At 34.8% G+C, this 15,308-nt stretch carries 11 protein-coding genes and 1 tRNA gene; 9 read left to right on the top strand and 3 right to left on the bottom strand.

Annotated features, from left to right (window positions below; genetic code table 11):
• Positions 1-127: 127 nt before the first annotated feature.
• The 3 genes from AC6CHH_RS16240 (at position 128) to AC6CHH_RS16230 (ending at position 2,739) form a co-directional block, all read left to right on the top strand.
• Entirely contained in the window at positions 128-1,387 is a 1,260-nt protein-coding gene (locus AC6CHH_RS16240; protein ID WP_498284763.1) for an ammonium transporter, read from the top strand.
• A 121-nt stretch (positions 1,388-1,508) separates the two neighbouring features.
• A complete protein-coding gene (locus AC6CHH_RS16235) occupies positions 1,509-1,721 on the top strand; it encodes a hypothetical protein (RefSeq protein ID WP_498284762.1) in 213 nt (70 codons plus the stop codon).
• A gap of 220 nt (positions 1,722-1,941) precedes the next feature.
• Entirely contained in the window at positions 1,942-2,739 is a 798-nt protein-coding gene (locus AC6CHH_RS16230; RefSeq protein ID WP_498284761.1) for a sulfite exporter TauE/SafE family protein, read from the top strand.
• A 43-nt stretch (positions 2,740-2,782) separates the two neighbouring features.
• Here AC6CHH_RS16230 and AC6CHH_RS16225 read toward each other — a convergent pair whose 3' ends face one another.
• Together AC6CHH_RS16225 and AC6CHH_RS16220 are read right to left on the bottom strand one after the other, a co-directional pair.
• The gene (locus tag AC6CHH_RS16225; protein WP_498284760.1) at positions 2,783-4,450 is read right to left on the bottom strand and encodes a PepSY-associated TM helix domain-containing protein; all 1,668 of its coding nucleotides are present in this window, start codon (positions 4,448-4,450) and stop codon (positions 2,783-2,785) included.
• 888 nt (positions 4,451-5,338) lie between these two features.
• A complete protein-coding gene (locus AC6CHH_RS16220; RefSeq protein WP_498284759.1) occupies positions 5,339-7,729 on the bottom strand; it encodes a TonB-dependent siderophore receptor in 2,391 nt (796 codons plus the stop codon).
• 890 nt (positions 7,730-8,619) lie between these two features.
• Here AC6CHH_RS16220 and AC6CHH_RS16215 point away from each other — a divergent pair.
• Both AC6CHH_RS16215 and AC6CHH_RS16210 read left to right on the top strand, forming a co-directional pair.
• Positions 8,620-9,336 (top strand): basic secretory protein-like protein, encoded by a 717-nt coding sequence (locus AC6CHH_RS16215; RefSeq protein WP_498284758.1) that lies wholly within the window; start codon positions 8,620-8,622, stop codon positions 9,334-9,336.
• Positions 9,337-9,338: 2 nt separating this feature from the next.
• Positions 9,339-11,642 carry a GH92 family glycosyl hydrolase gene (locus AC6CHH_RS16210; protein ID WP_498284757.1) on the top strand — a complete coding sequence of 768 codons (2,304 nt, stop codon included), beginning with the start codon at positions 9,339-9,341 and terminating at the stop codon, positions 11,640-11,642.
• A 184-nt stretch (positions 11,643-11,826) separates the two neighbouring features.
• Here AC6CHH_RS16210 and AC6CHH_RS16205 read toward each other — a convergent pair whose 3' ends face one another.
• On the bottom strand, positions 11,827-12,903 hold the full coding sequence (locus tag AC6CHH_RS16205) for a ligand-binding sensor domain-containing protein (RefSeq protein ID WP_498284756.1): 1,077 nt from the start codon (positions 12,901-12,903) through the stop codon (positions 11,827-11,829).
• Between the two features lie 406 nt (positions 12,904-13,309).
• Here AC6CHH_RS16205 and AC6CHH_RS16200 point away from each other — a divergent pair, with 406 nt between their 5' ends.
• From AC6CHH_RS16200 to AC6CHH_RS16185, 4 genes are all read left to right on the top strand, one after another.
• Entirely contained in the window at positions 13,310-13,780 is a 471-nt protein-coding gene (locus AC6CHH_RS16200) for a hypothetical protein (protein WP_498284755.1), read from the top strand.
• 171 nt (positions 13,781-13,951) lie between these two features.
• Positions 13,952-14,033: transfer RNA gene (locus AC6CHH_RS16195), tRNA-Leu, on the top strand.
• Positions 14,034-14,169: 136 nt separating this feature from the next.
• Entirely contained in the window at positions 14,170-14,523 is a 354-nt protein-coding gene (locus tag AC6CHH_RS16190; RefSeq protein ID WP_498284754.1) for an ISAon1 family transposase N-terminal region protein, read from the top strand.
• A 175-nt stretch (positions 14,524-14,698) separates the two neighbouring features.
• A complete protein-coding gene (locus AC6CHH_RS16185) occupies positions 14,699-15,220 on the top strand; it encodes a hypothetical protein (RefSeq protein WP_498284753.1) in 522 nt (173 codons plus the stop codon).
• Positions 15,221-15,308: the final 88 nt, after the last annotated feature.

The raw sequence follows: 15,308 nt of genomic DNA, 5'->3' as shown, positions 1-15,308 counted from the left end.
TTTTTTGTTAAAATGTTTTGAAATATTTATAAAAATCATATTTTTGATGGAAATATATAAATATAATATGGTACTATCTGGTAAAAAGTCGTATTCACCAATTATTTTGATGGGTTTTGTGGTAATTATGGCTATGTTGTTTACAAACCCACCTCTTGATAATCAAAATTATGAATATAATTACGCAGATATAGCGTGGATGCTTACATCAACCGCTTTGGTTTTAATAATGACACCAGGATTAGCTTATTTTTATGGTGGGATGGTTAAAAAAAAGAACGTTATTTCCACGATGTTACAAAGTTTTATATGCATGGCAGTAGTTGCAGTACTTTGGGTAGTATTTGGCTTTAGTTTAGTTTTTGGAGAATCGCTTGGAGGTATTATAGGAAATCCCATGACATACTTTATGTTTAATGGAGTTCTTGATAGAGCACCATGGGATGGTGCACCAACCATACCATTTGCACTTTTCGCTATTTATCAACTTAAGTTTGCCATTATTACTCCTGCACTTATCACGGGAGCATTCGCAGAGCGAATACGATTTACTTCCTATGTACTTTTTATATGTCTATTTTTTGTGTTTATATATGCTCCTTTAGCGCATGCCACTTGGCACCCTGATGGTGTGTTGATGAAATTAGGTGTATTGGACTTTGCAGGAGGTACAGTTGTACATATGTCGGCTGGATTAACGGCTCTTGCATCTGCAATTTATTTAGGACAAGGTAAAGAATTCCATCACCATACCCCAGCACGAATAACTTACGTCTTATTAGGAACAGGCATGTTGTGGTTTGGTTGGATAGGTTTTAATGCAGGTTCAGCATTTTCTGCCTCTGAATTAGCCGTGACTGCATTAATTACTACATCGACTGCTTCTGGGGCAGGGGCCTTAACCTACATATTTTTTGATGCAGCAAAGGGAATTAAACCCTCAGCTGTTGGGGTTTGTATTGGTGCAGTTGTTGGATTGGTTGCCATCACACCGGCCGCTGGGTTTGTAACTTTTGGACATTCCTTGGTTATTGGAGCGGTTGCTGCTGTGGTAAGTCGATTGGTTATTGAATGGAGAACCAGGTCGCGGCTTGACGATACTTTGGATGTTTTCCCTAGCCATGGAGTTGGAGGAATGGTCGGGATGTTATTGACCGGAGTTTTTGCCTCTAAGCAGATTAACTCTGCAATTCCTGACAATGGCTTATTTTTTGGGGAGTGGACTTTGTTTAATGCGCATTTAATCGGTCTTATTGGAGCAAGTGTTTTTACACTTGCGGTAGCCTTTATTCTATTGAAACTGACAGATTTGATAACTCCTCTACGCGTATCTCATGCGGACGAAGAAGTTGGTTTAGACATTTCGCAACACGGCGAGAAATTATAATATTATCTCCATTTTATAACCTAAATTGAAACCTGCTTTTCTCTTGAAAAGTAGGTTTTTTTATTCAATTAAAACAATATGTTGCGCCATTGGTTGTATGATTGGACTAAATACATAGAAAATGAGTAAACTAAAGATTTTTATAAATGCATTAGTTGCCTTAGGGTTGTTCCTTCAGTTTAGTTGTAATAATAACGACAATTCAACCAAAGATGTAGAGGCTGCTCCGACAGAAGTCGAAGGAAATGACCCGCAACGATATAATTTAAATGCACCAGATGAGGAGGTTATCAAATTGGATTCTACCACCATCGACTCGACAGTTATTGAATAACATTAATTACAGATGAGTGTAAAAATAATTAGTAAAAGCTAATTGGAAAGATCGTCTGATTCTGTTTTGGCTTTGATCTGTAAAAAGGAGGTGCCTTTCGTTTCTATCTTTTTTGCTAAATATGTGCCTTCCTAGTTGGATTTTCTAATTATGCCATTTATTTAATTAATTTTAAGTTTTTGGAAGATAAAATGGATATCAAAAACTGTAGTTATTCACTATGATCATCATAGGCTGTATTTTGGCTATTTTAGTAGGGCTCACTTTAGGTTTAATTGGGAGTGGAGGAACGATACTTACTGTTCCTATTTTGGTGTATATCATGGGGGTTGATCCTGTTCTAGCAACTACCTATTCTTTGTTTGCAATAGGTATAAGTTCTTTTGTTGGCGGATTCAGAGGTATTATAAAAAAGGAAGCTGATTTACCTAAGGTGTTAAGTTTTGGTGTTCCGTCTTTAATAGTTGTCTTTATTACCAGATCTTATATTTTACCGTTAGTTCCTGAAATTATTCACATAGCTGGTTATGCAATTGATCAACGTGTGGCCTTGATGATTCTATTTTCATCCATCATGGTTATCTCGTCCTTCAGTATGATCCGCTCCTCTAAACAAGATTTGGAAGTTCCACATAAGAGTTTTAAAATACCCATTGAAATTATTCTATTACAAGGTTCGTTGGTTGGTTTAATTACAGGATTAGTAGGTGCAGGAGGCGGATTTCTAATAATACCTGCCTTAATAAATTTCTACCACTTGCCGATTCGAAAAGCTGTTGCGACCTCACTTATCATTATTACAATAAATTCATTTTTTGGAATATTGGGAGACCGTGAAAAAATAATAGATTTTGATTGGACCATATTGTTATCGTATACTGCTGCGGTGTTGGTTGGAATCTTAATTGGCTTTTATTTCGTGGAAAGAATTTCTAATAAATTTCTTAAGGTATCGTTTGGTTATTTGATTCTTATTATTGGTCTATATATTTTTATTAGAGAAATAATAATGATTTAAAGCACATTCGCACTTGTTTAATGCAAATGCGCTTATATTTATTTTAAGACTTATTTTTTAAATTAGATCCATCAGTTACTAATGCAAAATATTTTTTTGACTTAAAGTAGGCTATCATTCCAATAAATCCAATACATATCCATAAAAAATCGATGATAAAAATATCGATATGCGTATTCAATAAGCTCTTCCATAGCCAGTTATTAGTTGCGAACCCATTCGCAATAGGAATAATAAAGGAGAGTAAACTTCCTAGGAATAAACTTTCTCTATTGGTTCGATTTAAATTCCGACGTATCACAAAATATGCGACCATAATTAACCATGACCAGAAGTAAGCTTTATAAATAAAGGATTGGGTGACCGATGGACTTATTTTGATCGCAATGAAGGTAAAAGCGGTTACTGGAAACATGGAGAGACATATCGCTAAATAAACGTTAGCTAACCAAAAATTAAATTTTCTTTTTTTAGCCTCAATATTATTTTTATTTCTAGCCACTAACCAGATCATGATGCCTGATGTTATGACTAGGCAACCCATTATTCCCAAGATAAAATATACAATTTTTAGAGGGTATCCACCAAAATCTCCGAAATGCAATCTATACAATATACTTCTCATATAATTTACATAGGATGGGTTTATTATGGGCGATTTTTCTTTTAAAATCTTCTGATCTTTGGTTCGAATTATTTGGAGACCAGAACCTGAAAAATTCTTGCTAAAATGTGGCTCAAGCTCAAGAATGACATGCATGTTCTGGTCTCCATAGTTCTGAATAGCAATCCTTCTGAATTCCGAATTCGGCCATTTTTGTTTTGCTGTTTTTAAGAATGGAGCGAGTTGGATTTTCTGATTAAGAGGAAGGTAAGAATACTCGAAATTTGACGCGTCTGAATATCCTAAATCTTGATACATTTTCTGAGGATTATTGGGGTAGAATAATTTTTCAAACGGCAAGGCTAAAACTGTATTCAAGATCAGAAAAACACCGGTTACCGCATAAATAAATTGGTATGGAAATCCGATAACACCTAAGACCGTGTGCATGTCTGTCCAAACTGTTTTCCATTTGCTAAAGGGACGAAAAATAAAAAAGTTCGAAATTAATTTATCCCAATGAAGCAGAAGACCAGTAATTAAGGCAAAAAGGAAAAGAAATGAAGTTAATCCAGCGATTAAATAGCCAAAAGGAGCAAATCCTAATTTCAGTGGTACTTGATTTAATTGAGCCAAAAAATGCAATCGATAAAGAAATTCACCCATGTCATAATTACTGGCATAATCACCGGATTTATTGTTTATAAAGTTGTAATTGAAGTACTTTGAATCCTCTTCTTTTGATCTATTACCTCTTTTCTTAAGTTTTGCTGCAACAGAGCTTTTTTTTTCTAAGTTTTCTTTATTTAGTAAGGAATCTTTAGATGCCGTGATGCTTATATAGGCACTTGCTTCGTTCCTTTGCATAGAAAAAAGAATATCTCTTCCATGCAAATTGTCTTTTTCATCTAAAGAGTCTAAAAGTTTATCAAAATCAGTAAAGGAAACATTTTTATTATAATAGGATGTATTCGTTTGCCAAGCTGATATCTCCTCCTTGAAAAATGAAAATGATCCAGCGAAAAAAATTACATATAAAAGCGCGCATATAATTATTCCACTGATGGTGTGGGTATTAAAATAGATATTGTAGTTTCTAATATTCATTGTATTTTAACTATTTCAACAGGTGGGGTAAGGAAAAAATGATAGTTAATGAAAGGTAGATTCCCCAGATTTTCCAACCATTTTTGGCTAAAAAAGCTAGTAGTAACAGTATAGACCATAATATGTATCCGGTAAGATACGCAGTGATGATTACGTTCTGTTTTTCAAAGATGTAAGTAAATAATAAATGAAATGATAGCATGACCATATATCCGCCTATGAACCCTGCTGTGATTTTCAAAAAACGTTGTGTTGGACTACTTAAATATTTTTTATTAGCTGGCATGTCAATTTTTTAATGGTTAGAAAGAATGAGTTCAATACATAAAAATAAAAGGAAGATGATCGATAAATTAGGCCAACTGATTACGCCATATGGGGATAACAAAACGATAAGACTTAGTATGCCCATGGTGTAAAAAAGTAATGAAAAGAAGCACGCTCCAAAACCCAATTGACTCAACATAATGAAGAAGGTGACTATTACGAGACTTATTGCTAGGTATTTAGTGAATTTTGGATAACCAATCAAATATTGCAGCCTGTTGGCGTTTGTTTTTGTTCTATTTTTTTTGCTGCTAGAATAGAACAAAAGAGTCGCAAAAGTTAGAGGGATCAATAGTAAACTATACATAATCAAATTTTTTAAAAGCGGGCTCAAGATTGATGAATGTTCCAACTATAGTAAACCTAGAATCAAGAGCCCACATCAGCATAATTAAAGAAATATGGGATAAATAATCATCACTTATTTAGCGTTTTAAGATTTTTCAGATCAGCACTTGATTTTTCATCAATCCTTAAGCGTTATGTTCAAGACCGAAACAAATTGTTTGCTGTGAGCTAATTGGGTGTTATTGAATGTTTAAAATCTTAGTTTTTCGTTAATTAAAATTTATAGCCTACTGTTAATTTGAAGTTTCTGGGCGCCCCTGCTTGCCATGAGTATACTTTACTTGAGGGGAAACTACTCATTCCGCCTCCTTCTATTAGATATCTGTCCATTAAATTTTGAACATTTAAATTAGTATACCAATTATCCTTATGGTAATTTAGGCCTGCATCAAAGCGATAATAATCTTCAATATTTCTTTCGGGAAGTTCATTGGAATAACTCCCTGTTGCACGATCTATGTTACTATTGATTCCAGCCATTACACCTAAACCCCTCAAAGCAGAAAATTGTAGTTCATAATTTAACCAGATATTAAAGATATGCATGTCTGAGCCTGCTAAACGTTGTCCTTTATAAAAACTAATTTTGTCCTCAGTATTGACCCCTTCATTCACCTTTGATATTTTTCCATCAGTATAAGCATAGTTTGCAATCATATTTAATCCTTTGAAAATTTCACCTTTTAAATCAAATTCTACCCCTTGAATTTTTTTCTGACCAATTTCAACAACATCTTCCGGTCTGGGCCCATATGAAGTTAGTTCATGATTTTTGGTGATTTTATAAAAAGCCAATGAAGTATTCCATTTTCCATCGGCCCAGTTTTTTTTGGCACCGAATTCGATATTGTCCCCTGTAATGGGTTTGATTTGACCGCCATCGTGAAGATTTCCTTCTCTTTGTGGCAAAAAGGCTTGATCATAAAGACCGTAAAGGCTGGTATTTTTATCTATGGAGAATGAAAGCCCAAGTCTGGGTGTAATCTTTTTACTATTAATAGCAGGGTCTCCCCAAGTACCAACGGACATTGAAGTATAGCGAGCTGCCAAGGTCAAACGAAGTTTATTCCTAAGCAAAGCTAATTCGTCTTGAATATAAATCGAAGAATATGAGGTATTCATTAAACCTCCTCCTAAAAACGCCCTTGTTCGAAGATCTATTGATCTGTCAAAGGATAAATCATGGGTATCAAAACGATAATCTGGGTTATAGGGATCAAATTCTCCATTTATACTGTCTAATTCAATTCCAGTATTCCAATCAGCAAAATATTCTTTTTTACCTAGATCTAGCCCGGCCAGTATTTTGTGTTTGATAGTGCCCGTGTTAAACTGACCATTAAGAAAGAGTTGCCCCAATTGCATTTCACTATGTGCGTCCCATATATCTGTCTTTCTAATTATTTTACCGTTGGGGAAGACATCTTTTGGCCAGCTGCTAGCACCGATTTGATCATAATTGAAATATGAACCTTGAGCTGTCAATTTCCAATTGGAAGAAAATTCATGTTCGAGAGATATAAATAAACTCTGATCATCAATATTTAATGGTTCGTGACCGGGCGAAGAAAAGGTGAAATCACGAGGTAATTTTTTAAAACCAAATGGTGAAAACAAATAGGCTGAACCAATATCAGTCATTTTAGCATGTTGGTATGTGTATTCAAAAATTGCCTTGGTTTTGTCATCCAATTGGTAGGATATAACAGGTGCAATAACGAGTCTTTTGGAATCTTCATTTGGTCTGAAAGATGCGTTAGAACTTCCAGCTATATTTAACCTGTATAGTAGTTTTCCATTATTAGAAAGTCTACCATCCAAGTCGAGTGTTGTTCTGTATAAGTCAAAACTACCTAAAGAGAATGTGGCGACACCTTTTTGTTCTCCTGTTGGTTTTTTAGTTACGACGTTATAAATTCCTGCTGGATCTCCGCTGGACATCATGAATCCCGCAGGTCCCTTTACAAATTCAACACGTTCAACCATGGCCATATCTTCTGACAACGGACCCCAATTTGAAGCTACAATATTCATCCCATTTCGGAAAGCTTGTATTTTTGACCCCCTCATTTTTATATTGACGTATAAATCATTCCAATGAGTTTGCCTGCTTATACCACTGACATTTCTAAATAAACCATCCGCTAAATTGAAAGATTGCTGTTTGTTGAGAATTTCAGAATTGATGATTTGTATATTTTGAGGTAATTCAATCAAAGGAGTTTGTACACGTAAACTACTTGATACCTTTTGTTCAACCGCTCCTTTATATCCATTTACTAGAACCTCTTTGATATTATTTTTACTTTCTTGTAGTATAAAATCTAAAGTTCTTATTTCTCCATCCTTCAGGACTAGATTGATGGCTTGGGAAGTAAATCCGACATGTTTTGCTCTTACCACATAGGTTTGAGCTGATAAATTTCTGAATTCATACCGGCCAAGAGAATCAACCTGAAGTTTCTGTCCAGTATTTAAGGATACTAATACATTTTTAGCGGGACGGTTTTTTTCTGTTTGAATGCGCCCCCGAATTATTCCCGTTTGAGCATAACTGAATGAAGTCAATAAGGATAATATAAATAGGAGAGTAAGGTTTTTCATTTTTTAATAGGTAATAGTTTAAAAATTATGGTTCATGAGATAGAACCGATGAATTAAATTCTGTTTTTAATGTCAATTGTGCACGATAACTTGAATGAGTTAATGCTGTCGAAAATATAGGAATGTATACCTTCTTGAGGATGTGTGAGGAGGGGTAATCTGAATTGCTTTAATTACGATTTTCATATTTGTTAATGTTAAATGACTATTTAATCCATTAACTGTTTAGGAAAGGACCGCATTGTATTTTGTTATAGGAATAGTATGCCTATAATTTTTTATCTTGCAGGTCCTTTCATACTAACAGTGTGGTAAAGGTGATCATGGCAGCTTGCTGTTATGATCAACTAATATTAGTTACAGCTAATATTAGATTTTGCGTCATGCAAAGATTACAGTCTTCTGCATGGCGCTCTTTTGTTTTTAGTCTAGATGGATAGAATTTTACTCAAATTTTATTTAGACTAATTATAAACAAAGGCAAATATAATATGAAAATCTTTTTTTGCAACATTTTTTTTCTTAATTCGGGTAATTAGATTTCATTTGTATGAAAATCATAAAGTAAAAATTTTCTTAATCTATCAATTCATTCAGCGGATTCATTGAGAGTAAGAAAGTCACACGATCCAAAATTTCCAACCTTAATTTTTTGATGTAACATTTTTTTGAGCACCAAGCAATGACTTGTCCCTCTTTTAAATCCTGCAGGTTAGAATTGATCTGAAATTCAGAATCAGATTTATTCAATATTTGCAGGGCAACTGTGCTTGGATTAAAATGATTTTTTCGATATTTGAAATAACATTAACGTTTTAGTAAGCATTTAAAGTAGGATTCCGTTTTGCGAATAGCCAAAAAAATGCAAACATACTTATATACCTAAAAAGATGAAAAGAACAACTAGATTATTATTACTAATTTCTATGGCGGTGTTAACTGATTTAACACTTCATGCCCAAAGTTGGGAGCACACAAATGATGACCGAAAGGTTGCTATCGAGATCGATACGATAGTGAAAAAAGGATTTACACTAATATGGATTAACAAGGATAAGGACTTTAATGATCTCCTGAAAAAAGAATTAATTTCAACTTATTTTCAGAATTATCCGAAACTAGTGAAGAAATTTAATAAAGGATCAAGGAAGGAAGTAACTTTTGTAATCGATCCTGATTATAAAGGGGTTGCCGCGACGGCAGGAGGGATTGTCCGTTACAGTCCAAGTTGGTTTTCGAAAAATCCAAAGGACATCGATGTCGTAACGCATGAGGTTATGCATATTGTTCAAGCTTATCCTAATAATTCCGGTCCATGGTGGGTTACAGAAGGAATAGCAGACTACATCCGGTTCAAATATGGAGTGGCGAATGAACAAGGCAACTGGAAATTACCTGAATTTAATGAGAAACAAAAGTATTCTGATTCATACAGAGTTACAGCGCGATTTTTTCATTGGATTGAAAAAAATGTAAAGAAAAATTTCGTTTTGAAATTAGACAAAGCTATGCGTGAAAAGTCTTACTCAGAGGATTTTTGGGAAGAAGTAACCGGTAAGTCAATTGATACTCTTTGGTCAGAATACGCTAGCAACCCAACCATTTAAAAATGAAGATTATGCGTTATTTTAAAATCGGAAAACTATTTTTATTAACAATGTTACCATTCCTAGGTATCTCCCAGGTTCCACTTACTCAATATGTTAAGCCTTTAATCGGAACAGCAAAAATGGGACATACTTTTCCTGGTGCTACAGTGCCTTTTGGTGCAGTACAGTTAAGTCCAGATACAGATACTATTCCTTACGCAGTCAATGGGAAATATAACGGAGATGTCTATAAATACTGTGCTGGTTATCAGTATACTGATCCAACCATAGTAGGATTTTCTCACACACATTTTTCAGGAACAGGACATTCAGATTTAGGTGATATTCTAGTGATGCCGACACAAGGTGAAGTGCAACTAAATCCGGGTACTGCCGAGCATCCGGAAAATGGATATAGATCTCTCTATAGTCATGATAATGAAGTTGCTGAAGCCAATTATTATAGGGTAAAACTTGATGAACATCAGATTCTTGCCGAATTGACCACAACAAATAGAGTAGGCGTACATCGCTATACTTTCTCGAAATCAAATCTTTCGCATTTAATTTTAGATTTAACCGCTGGTATTTACAATTATGAAGGAAAAAATGTCTGGACTGTTGTGAGAGTTTTGAATGACTCAACAATCACAGGATACCGGCAGACCAACGGATGGTCGAGAACTCGGACAGTTTATTTTGCGATTAAAACATCCAAACCATTTAAAAGTTATGGATCACAATACGCAGATAAGGATGTTCCATATAAGGGGTTCTGGAGAAAATTTGATCAAAAGGATAATTTTCCTGATTTAGCCGCTCATAACATCAAAATGAATCTTGATTTTGATACGGAGGAAAATGAACAGATTATGATGAAAGTCGCTATTAGTCCGGTTAGTATGAAAAATGCTTTGGAAAACATGAATGTGGAGACACCGGATTGGGATTTTCAAAAAGTAGTTGACAAAGGAAAAAAAGCATGGGAAAACGAATTGGGTAAGATCCAAGTCGATATGTTGAACAATGAAGATTTAGTGAATTTTTATACTTCCGTATATCATGCCAATTTAATGCCAACCCTTTATATGGATGCAAATGGAGAATATAAAGGTCTGGATCAGGAGGTTCATGTTGCCAAGGGATTTACAAATTATACTTCATTCTCATTATGGGATACATTTAGAGCATTTCATCCTTGGTTAAATTTAGTTGATCCGAATCGAAATTCAGATATGGTTTCCTCAATGTTGGCTCATTACAATCAATCAGTGTTAAAGATGTTGCCCATATGGTCTCATTATGCAAACGATAATTGGTGTATGAGTGGATACCATTCAGTATCAGTGATAGTGGACGCCATTATAAAAGGTGTTTATAAAGGGGATCCTGAGGAGGCATTGAATGCCTGCGTCCAAACTGCAAATACTAGAAGGTATGAAGGAATAGGAGCTTATATTGATTTGGGATATGTACCTGATGATGTAAATGGAACCTCAGTATCAAATACGTTAGAATATGCCTACGATGATTGGTGTATTGCGCAATTGGCAACCAAGTTAGGGAAAAATGACATTGCAATCGTATTTAATAAGCGAGCTGAATCTTGGAAAAATCTTTATGATGAGAAGATAGGTTTTATGCGTCCCAAAAATAGTAAAGGAGAATTTAGAGAAGAATTTGATGTTCTCGAAACTCATGGACAAGGATTTATAGAAGGAAATACTTGGAATTATTCCTTATATGTGCCTCATCAGCCCTTGGAAATGATGGAGGTTATGGGGGGAGCGAAGCGATTTGAAATCTATTTGGATTCGCTTTTCACGATGCATTTGCCTGATAAATATTTTGCAAATACAGAAGATATCACTAGAGAAGGAATCATTGGGAATTACGTTCATGGCAATGAACCTTCTCATCATGTGGCTTATTTATACAATATGACCAAAAGTCCATGGAAGGCTCAAGAACGGATAAGACAAATCATTCGTAATCAATATAATAATGGGGCAGACGGATTGGGTGGAAATGATGATTGCGGTCAAATGTCTGCATGGTATTTGTTTTCTTCTTTAGGTTTTTACCCTGTGGCCCCCGGTTCAGATGATTATTGGTTAGGAAGCCCGTTGGTGAAGACCGCGAAAATTCAATTGGAAAATGGCAAAGAATTGAAAGTGATAGCGAAGAATCAGTCTGAGAAAAATGTGTACGTAAGTAAAGTCTTTTGGAATGGTAAAGAGCTGAATGATTATAAAATAAAGCATTCTATGATTTCCTTAGGTGGTGAATTGCAATTTGTGATGAGCTCTAAACCTAGAAAATAACAAAAAATGTTCTAATCTAGTAAATAGTAACCAAGTTTATTAACTTGTTAAAGGGCCAAAGAGTTAGGTTAGAATTATCGGTTAAGACTTTGATCTTTCGTCTGATTTATCATAATATGCGATACATTATTCATATGTCATCGCATATTATTTATAACATCACCTTTATTTTATCGGGATAGCTTTACTCGTCTTCAAGCAAGCTATTTTTAAGCATTATACTGGAGTCATTTTTACTTTCGAGCTTGGAAATGGTATTTTTATCATATCGGTGCACCCCATCTAAGGATCCAAACCAAATACTTCCATCATTTGCTTCCAGAATTCCAAAAATCATGTCTTCATTTGTTTTTATTACTTCAGGATTTCTATTGTTTTTGGAAAATGACTTGAGAAGATAACGGGAAAGGGTCCAAGAATTTTGGTAATTATTAGTTTTTAAGTGTTTTCTGAAATTTTTCGACTTATAATTGTTCGAGCTCGTCCAGATGTTTCCATTTTTATCTTCGTAAATATAACCAATAAAATTTTGCGTGTATTTCGTCAGTACACCCCCTTTACTGCGCCAGAGACCGTCGTTCCCGCCGATCCAAACATTACCTTCTTTATCTTCAATTATACATCGCACATTTTTAAAAAATCTCCCCTCAGGCGTGAAAGAAATAAATGTTTTTCCATCATAAATGCAAATACCTTCTTCCGTGCCAAACCAAAATTTTCCGAATTTATCTTGAATTATGGAATGAACATTATTACTTGGTAATCCGTCTTTTGTTGTGAAGTTTCGAAACGATTTTCCATCGTATTGGCTCACTCCTCCTTCCGTACAGAACCAAATATTACCTAGCTTATCTTCGTAAATTTGGGTTGCTTTATCGTTAGCGAGTCCATTCTTGCTTGTGAAATTAGAAAAAGACTTGCCGTCATAATAATAAACACCCGAACCGATGGAAGAAAACCAAAAATTCCCTTTTTTATCTTCTAAAACTGAGAAAAATCTAGCGGAACTTACTTCCCTGGTAACATTAGTAAAAGATTTTCCATCATACCGAAAGACGCCATCCCATGAAGCAATCCAAATATTGCCCTTACGGTCTTGTTTGATATTGCGAACAATCGTTTCTGGTCCATTTGATGTCTCAATTTTTTCGGTTTGAGACTTAATACTTTCACTTGAGTGGTCTACTTTTTTTCGTCCTGTGCAAGAAGTGATTAAAACCAGTATTATAAACAGAGAGAGATTGCGGTTATATTTCTTCATTTTGCTTCTATTATTTATATCATATTTTAGTAAACTTAAAAAAAAACCAGACTCCCAGGGTTCTAAAAGATTCGCTTTTAGGATCAAGCTATAAAAACCTTCTTTTAGTTTTTCTACGTCTATAAAAGAGATCTTCTTTCTAAGAAGATTAATCATATCGATAAAATGAGATTGACGTTGAAACCTCATTAATTTCAAAGTGATGAATAAATATTTTAAACTCATTTGGCTAAATTACTTTGCTCTATTCTTGTATAAGGAATTTTTATTGTAAATAAAAATGTAAACTTTGTAAATAAATCTCAATATTATGTTTGGTTGCAGAAATTCCTTCATTGGGAAATATAGGTATTTATTCGGTTCGATATTAACCTTATTCATTTCCATAATATCCGTGGCTTTTAGTATGAAGTTGAGAAGCGATTTTGACACCGCTAGAACGGAAGTTCTGCTTCGTCGGATCGGACATGAGCTGCTCTTGCAGTCGGCAGACAGTATATCAAGAGTACTCCCGGTGTTAAGGATGGCAAAAAACGAGTATCAGATCAGATTTGAAAATGATCTTACTTTTCAGCCTGACTCACTGGTGAATACTACTAGACGTTTGTTAGCAACGGATCCGCAATTCCGAAATTATATTGTCAATGTTCTGAATTGTAAAAACACTAGTGTAGCCTATGGATTCGCTATATCTGAGAATAAAAAGGACGATATTGTGGCTTGCTTAGGTAGAGTGCAACCAAGGGGATGTTATAGGATTAACATTCAAATCAAACCAATAGAAATAAGTAATGCATATATTTTTGGTAGCCAGCCATTTTTAACATTTGTTGGATTTATAGTTCTGAGATCTGTTAGATATAAGAGGGAATCATAATAAAATGGTTTAATACAATAGCGATCAAATCTTGATGATATTAAATTTTATGATTCAAAATAAATTGAAAAAAAATAAAAAGCTTAAAAATCAATGACTTTACTTTCCCACAGAATATTATTTTTGATTAATTCATTAGAACTACTATATTTGCAACGTTCTCTAGGGAATGCCCAGGTGGCGGAATTGGTAGACGCGTTGGTCTCAAACACCAATGAAGCAATTCGTGCCGGTTCGATCCCGGCCCTGGGTACAAAAGCCCTCTTTACAATATGTAGAGAGGGTTTTCTATTAACAGATAATTTGGACTCACAGCGGATCGAGCAGAATTCGGATCAAGCTGAATTCTTGGGGGGAATATCAAAAATTTCTTAGTTTAGCATTATCCTTTGCAAGAAGCTGAACGTAAATTACTCTCCCTATTGATGCCCGAAGGGCTTTTGGAATACTTTCAGATTTTAGAAGTCGATCAGGTCGACAATCAACTCCACATTTATTTAGATGAGCTTAATATTGCTCCGACAGGCTATGAGAACAGCAAGTTGGAGTCAAAGGGCTTTATGCCTTTCACCGAGATTTCGGACTTTCCCATTCGAGGCCAGAAAGTTACGCTACATATCCGCCGTCGTCGCTGGACGGTTCTGGATACCGGAGAGATCATTACAAGAGATTGGAACCTGCTGCGTGAGGGTGCTCGAATGACTACGGAATTCGGGCTTTTTTTAAAGAAGATATTTGGATAACCATCCTGTAAGCGCCCAATTGGTAGGATTGTTCTTCCAAATGGACGGCACACAGGATTAAAATGAAACTAAGACTGTTAAAAAGTTTAACATATTTCGAATTAAACGATTGAACTTTTTTTCGCTCCAAAGAATGTATGAATCAACTGAAAGATATTTAAAAACAGCAATGAATATGAAAAAGATACTAACATTAGCAGCATTATTTGTAGGCCTCAGTATTTCTGGCATGGCTCAGGATTCGACGAAGAATATAAAATCTGAGGTACGAAAAGAGGTTAAAAACAAAAGATCTTCTCGTGACCAAAAGATGAAAAATAAATCTCCCGAACAAGTTGCGAGATTAAAAACGGAGAGATTGGATAAAGAGTTGAAGTTTAGCGATCAACAGAAAAAAGACGTTTATGCTTTTCAATTAGATAAGGCACAAAAATGGAAAAATAAACGAAAAGAAATGAGGGATGAACGTCAAGTTCGCAGGGAAGAAATGAAAGCCGAGTTTAAGGAATTTCAAGAATTATTGAGTCCCGAACAAAGAGAAATTTTAAAAAATAAGCTTGCTCACAATAAAAAAGATCGAATAAATGACTCTATTAAAGATTCTAAACGGAATCAAATGAGACATAAAAGAAATAGAATCAAAACACCAGTTGAGAAACAGGTGATGGATAAAACAGTAGAAAGTTCAAATGGTTAATTTAGGTTTATAGGTTAGTGGTTAGTTTAAATGACTCAAGGTCTTGCAAATGCAGGGCCTTTTGTCATTTGTAAGACATACTGTTCAT

The sequence above is a fragment of the Sphingobacterium sp. GQ94 genome, assembly GCF_059758715.1.
The sequence above is the reverse complement of the archived record's forward strand: the minus strand, read 5'-3'. Positions and strand labels throughout refer to the sequence as shown.

Excerpts from the sequence above, each read along its gene's own strand:
- AC6CHH_RS16240 (WP_498284763.1), top strand. The coding sequence starts at position 128 with ATGGCTATGTTGTTTACAAACCCACCTCTTGATAATCAAAATTATGAA.
- AC6CHH_RS16235 (WP_498284762.1), top strand. The coding sequence starts at position 1,509 with ATGAGTAAACTAAAGATTTTTATAAATGCATTAGTTGCCTTAGGGTTG.
- AC6CHH_RS16230 (WP_498284761.1), top strand. The coding sequence starts at position 1,942 with ATGATCATCATAGGCTGTATTTTGGCTATTTTAGTAGGGCTCACTTTA.
- AC6CHH_RS16225 (WP_498284760.1), bottom strand. The coding sequence starts at position 4,450 with ATGAATATTAGAAACTACAATATCTATTTTAATACCCACACCATCAGT.
- AC6CHH_RS16220 (WP_498284759.1), bottom strand. The coding sequence starts at position 7,729 with ATGAAAAACCTTACTCTCCTATTTATATTATCCTTATTGACTTCATTC.
- AC6CHH_RS16215 (WP_498284758.1), top strand. The coding sequence starts at position 8,620 with ATGAAAAGAACAACTAGATTATTATTACTAATTTCTATGGCGGTGTTA.
- AC6CHH_RS16210 (WP_498284757.1), top strand. The coding sequence starts at position 9,339 with ATGAAGATTATGCGTTATTTTAAAATCGGAAAACTATTTTTATTAACA.
- AC6CHH_RS16205 (WP_498284756.1), bottom strand. The coding sequence starts at position 12,903 with ATGAAGAAATATAACCGCAATCTCTCTCTGTTTATAATACTGGTTTTA.
- AC6CHH_RS16200 (WP_498284755.1), top strand. The coding sequence starts at position 13,310 with ATGAAGTTGAGAAGCGATTTTGACACCGCTAGAACGGAAGTTCTGCTT.
- AC6CHH_RS16185 (WP_498284753.1), top strand. The coding sequence starts at position 14,699 with ATGAAAAAGATACTAACATTAGCAGCATTATTTGTAGGCCTCAGTATT.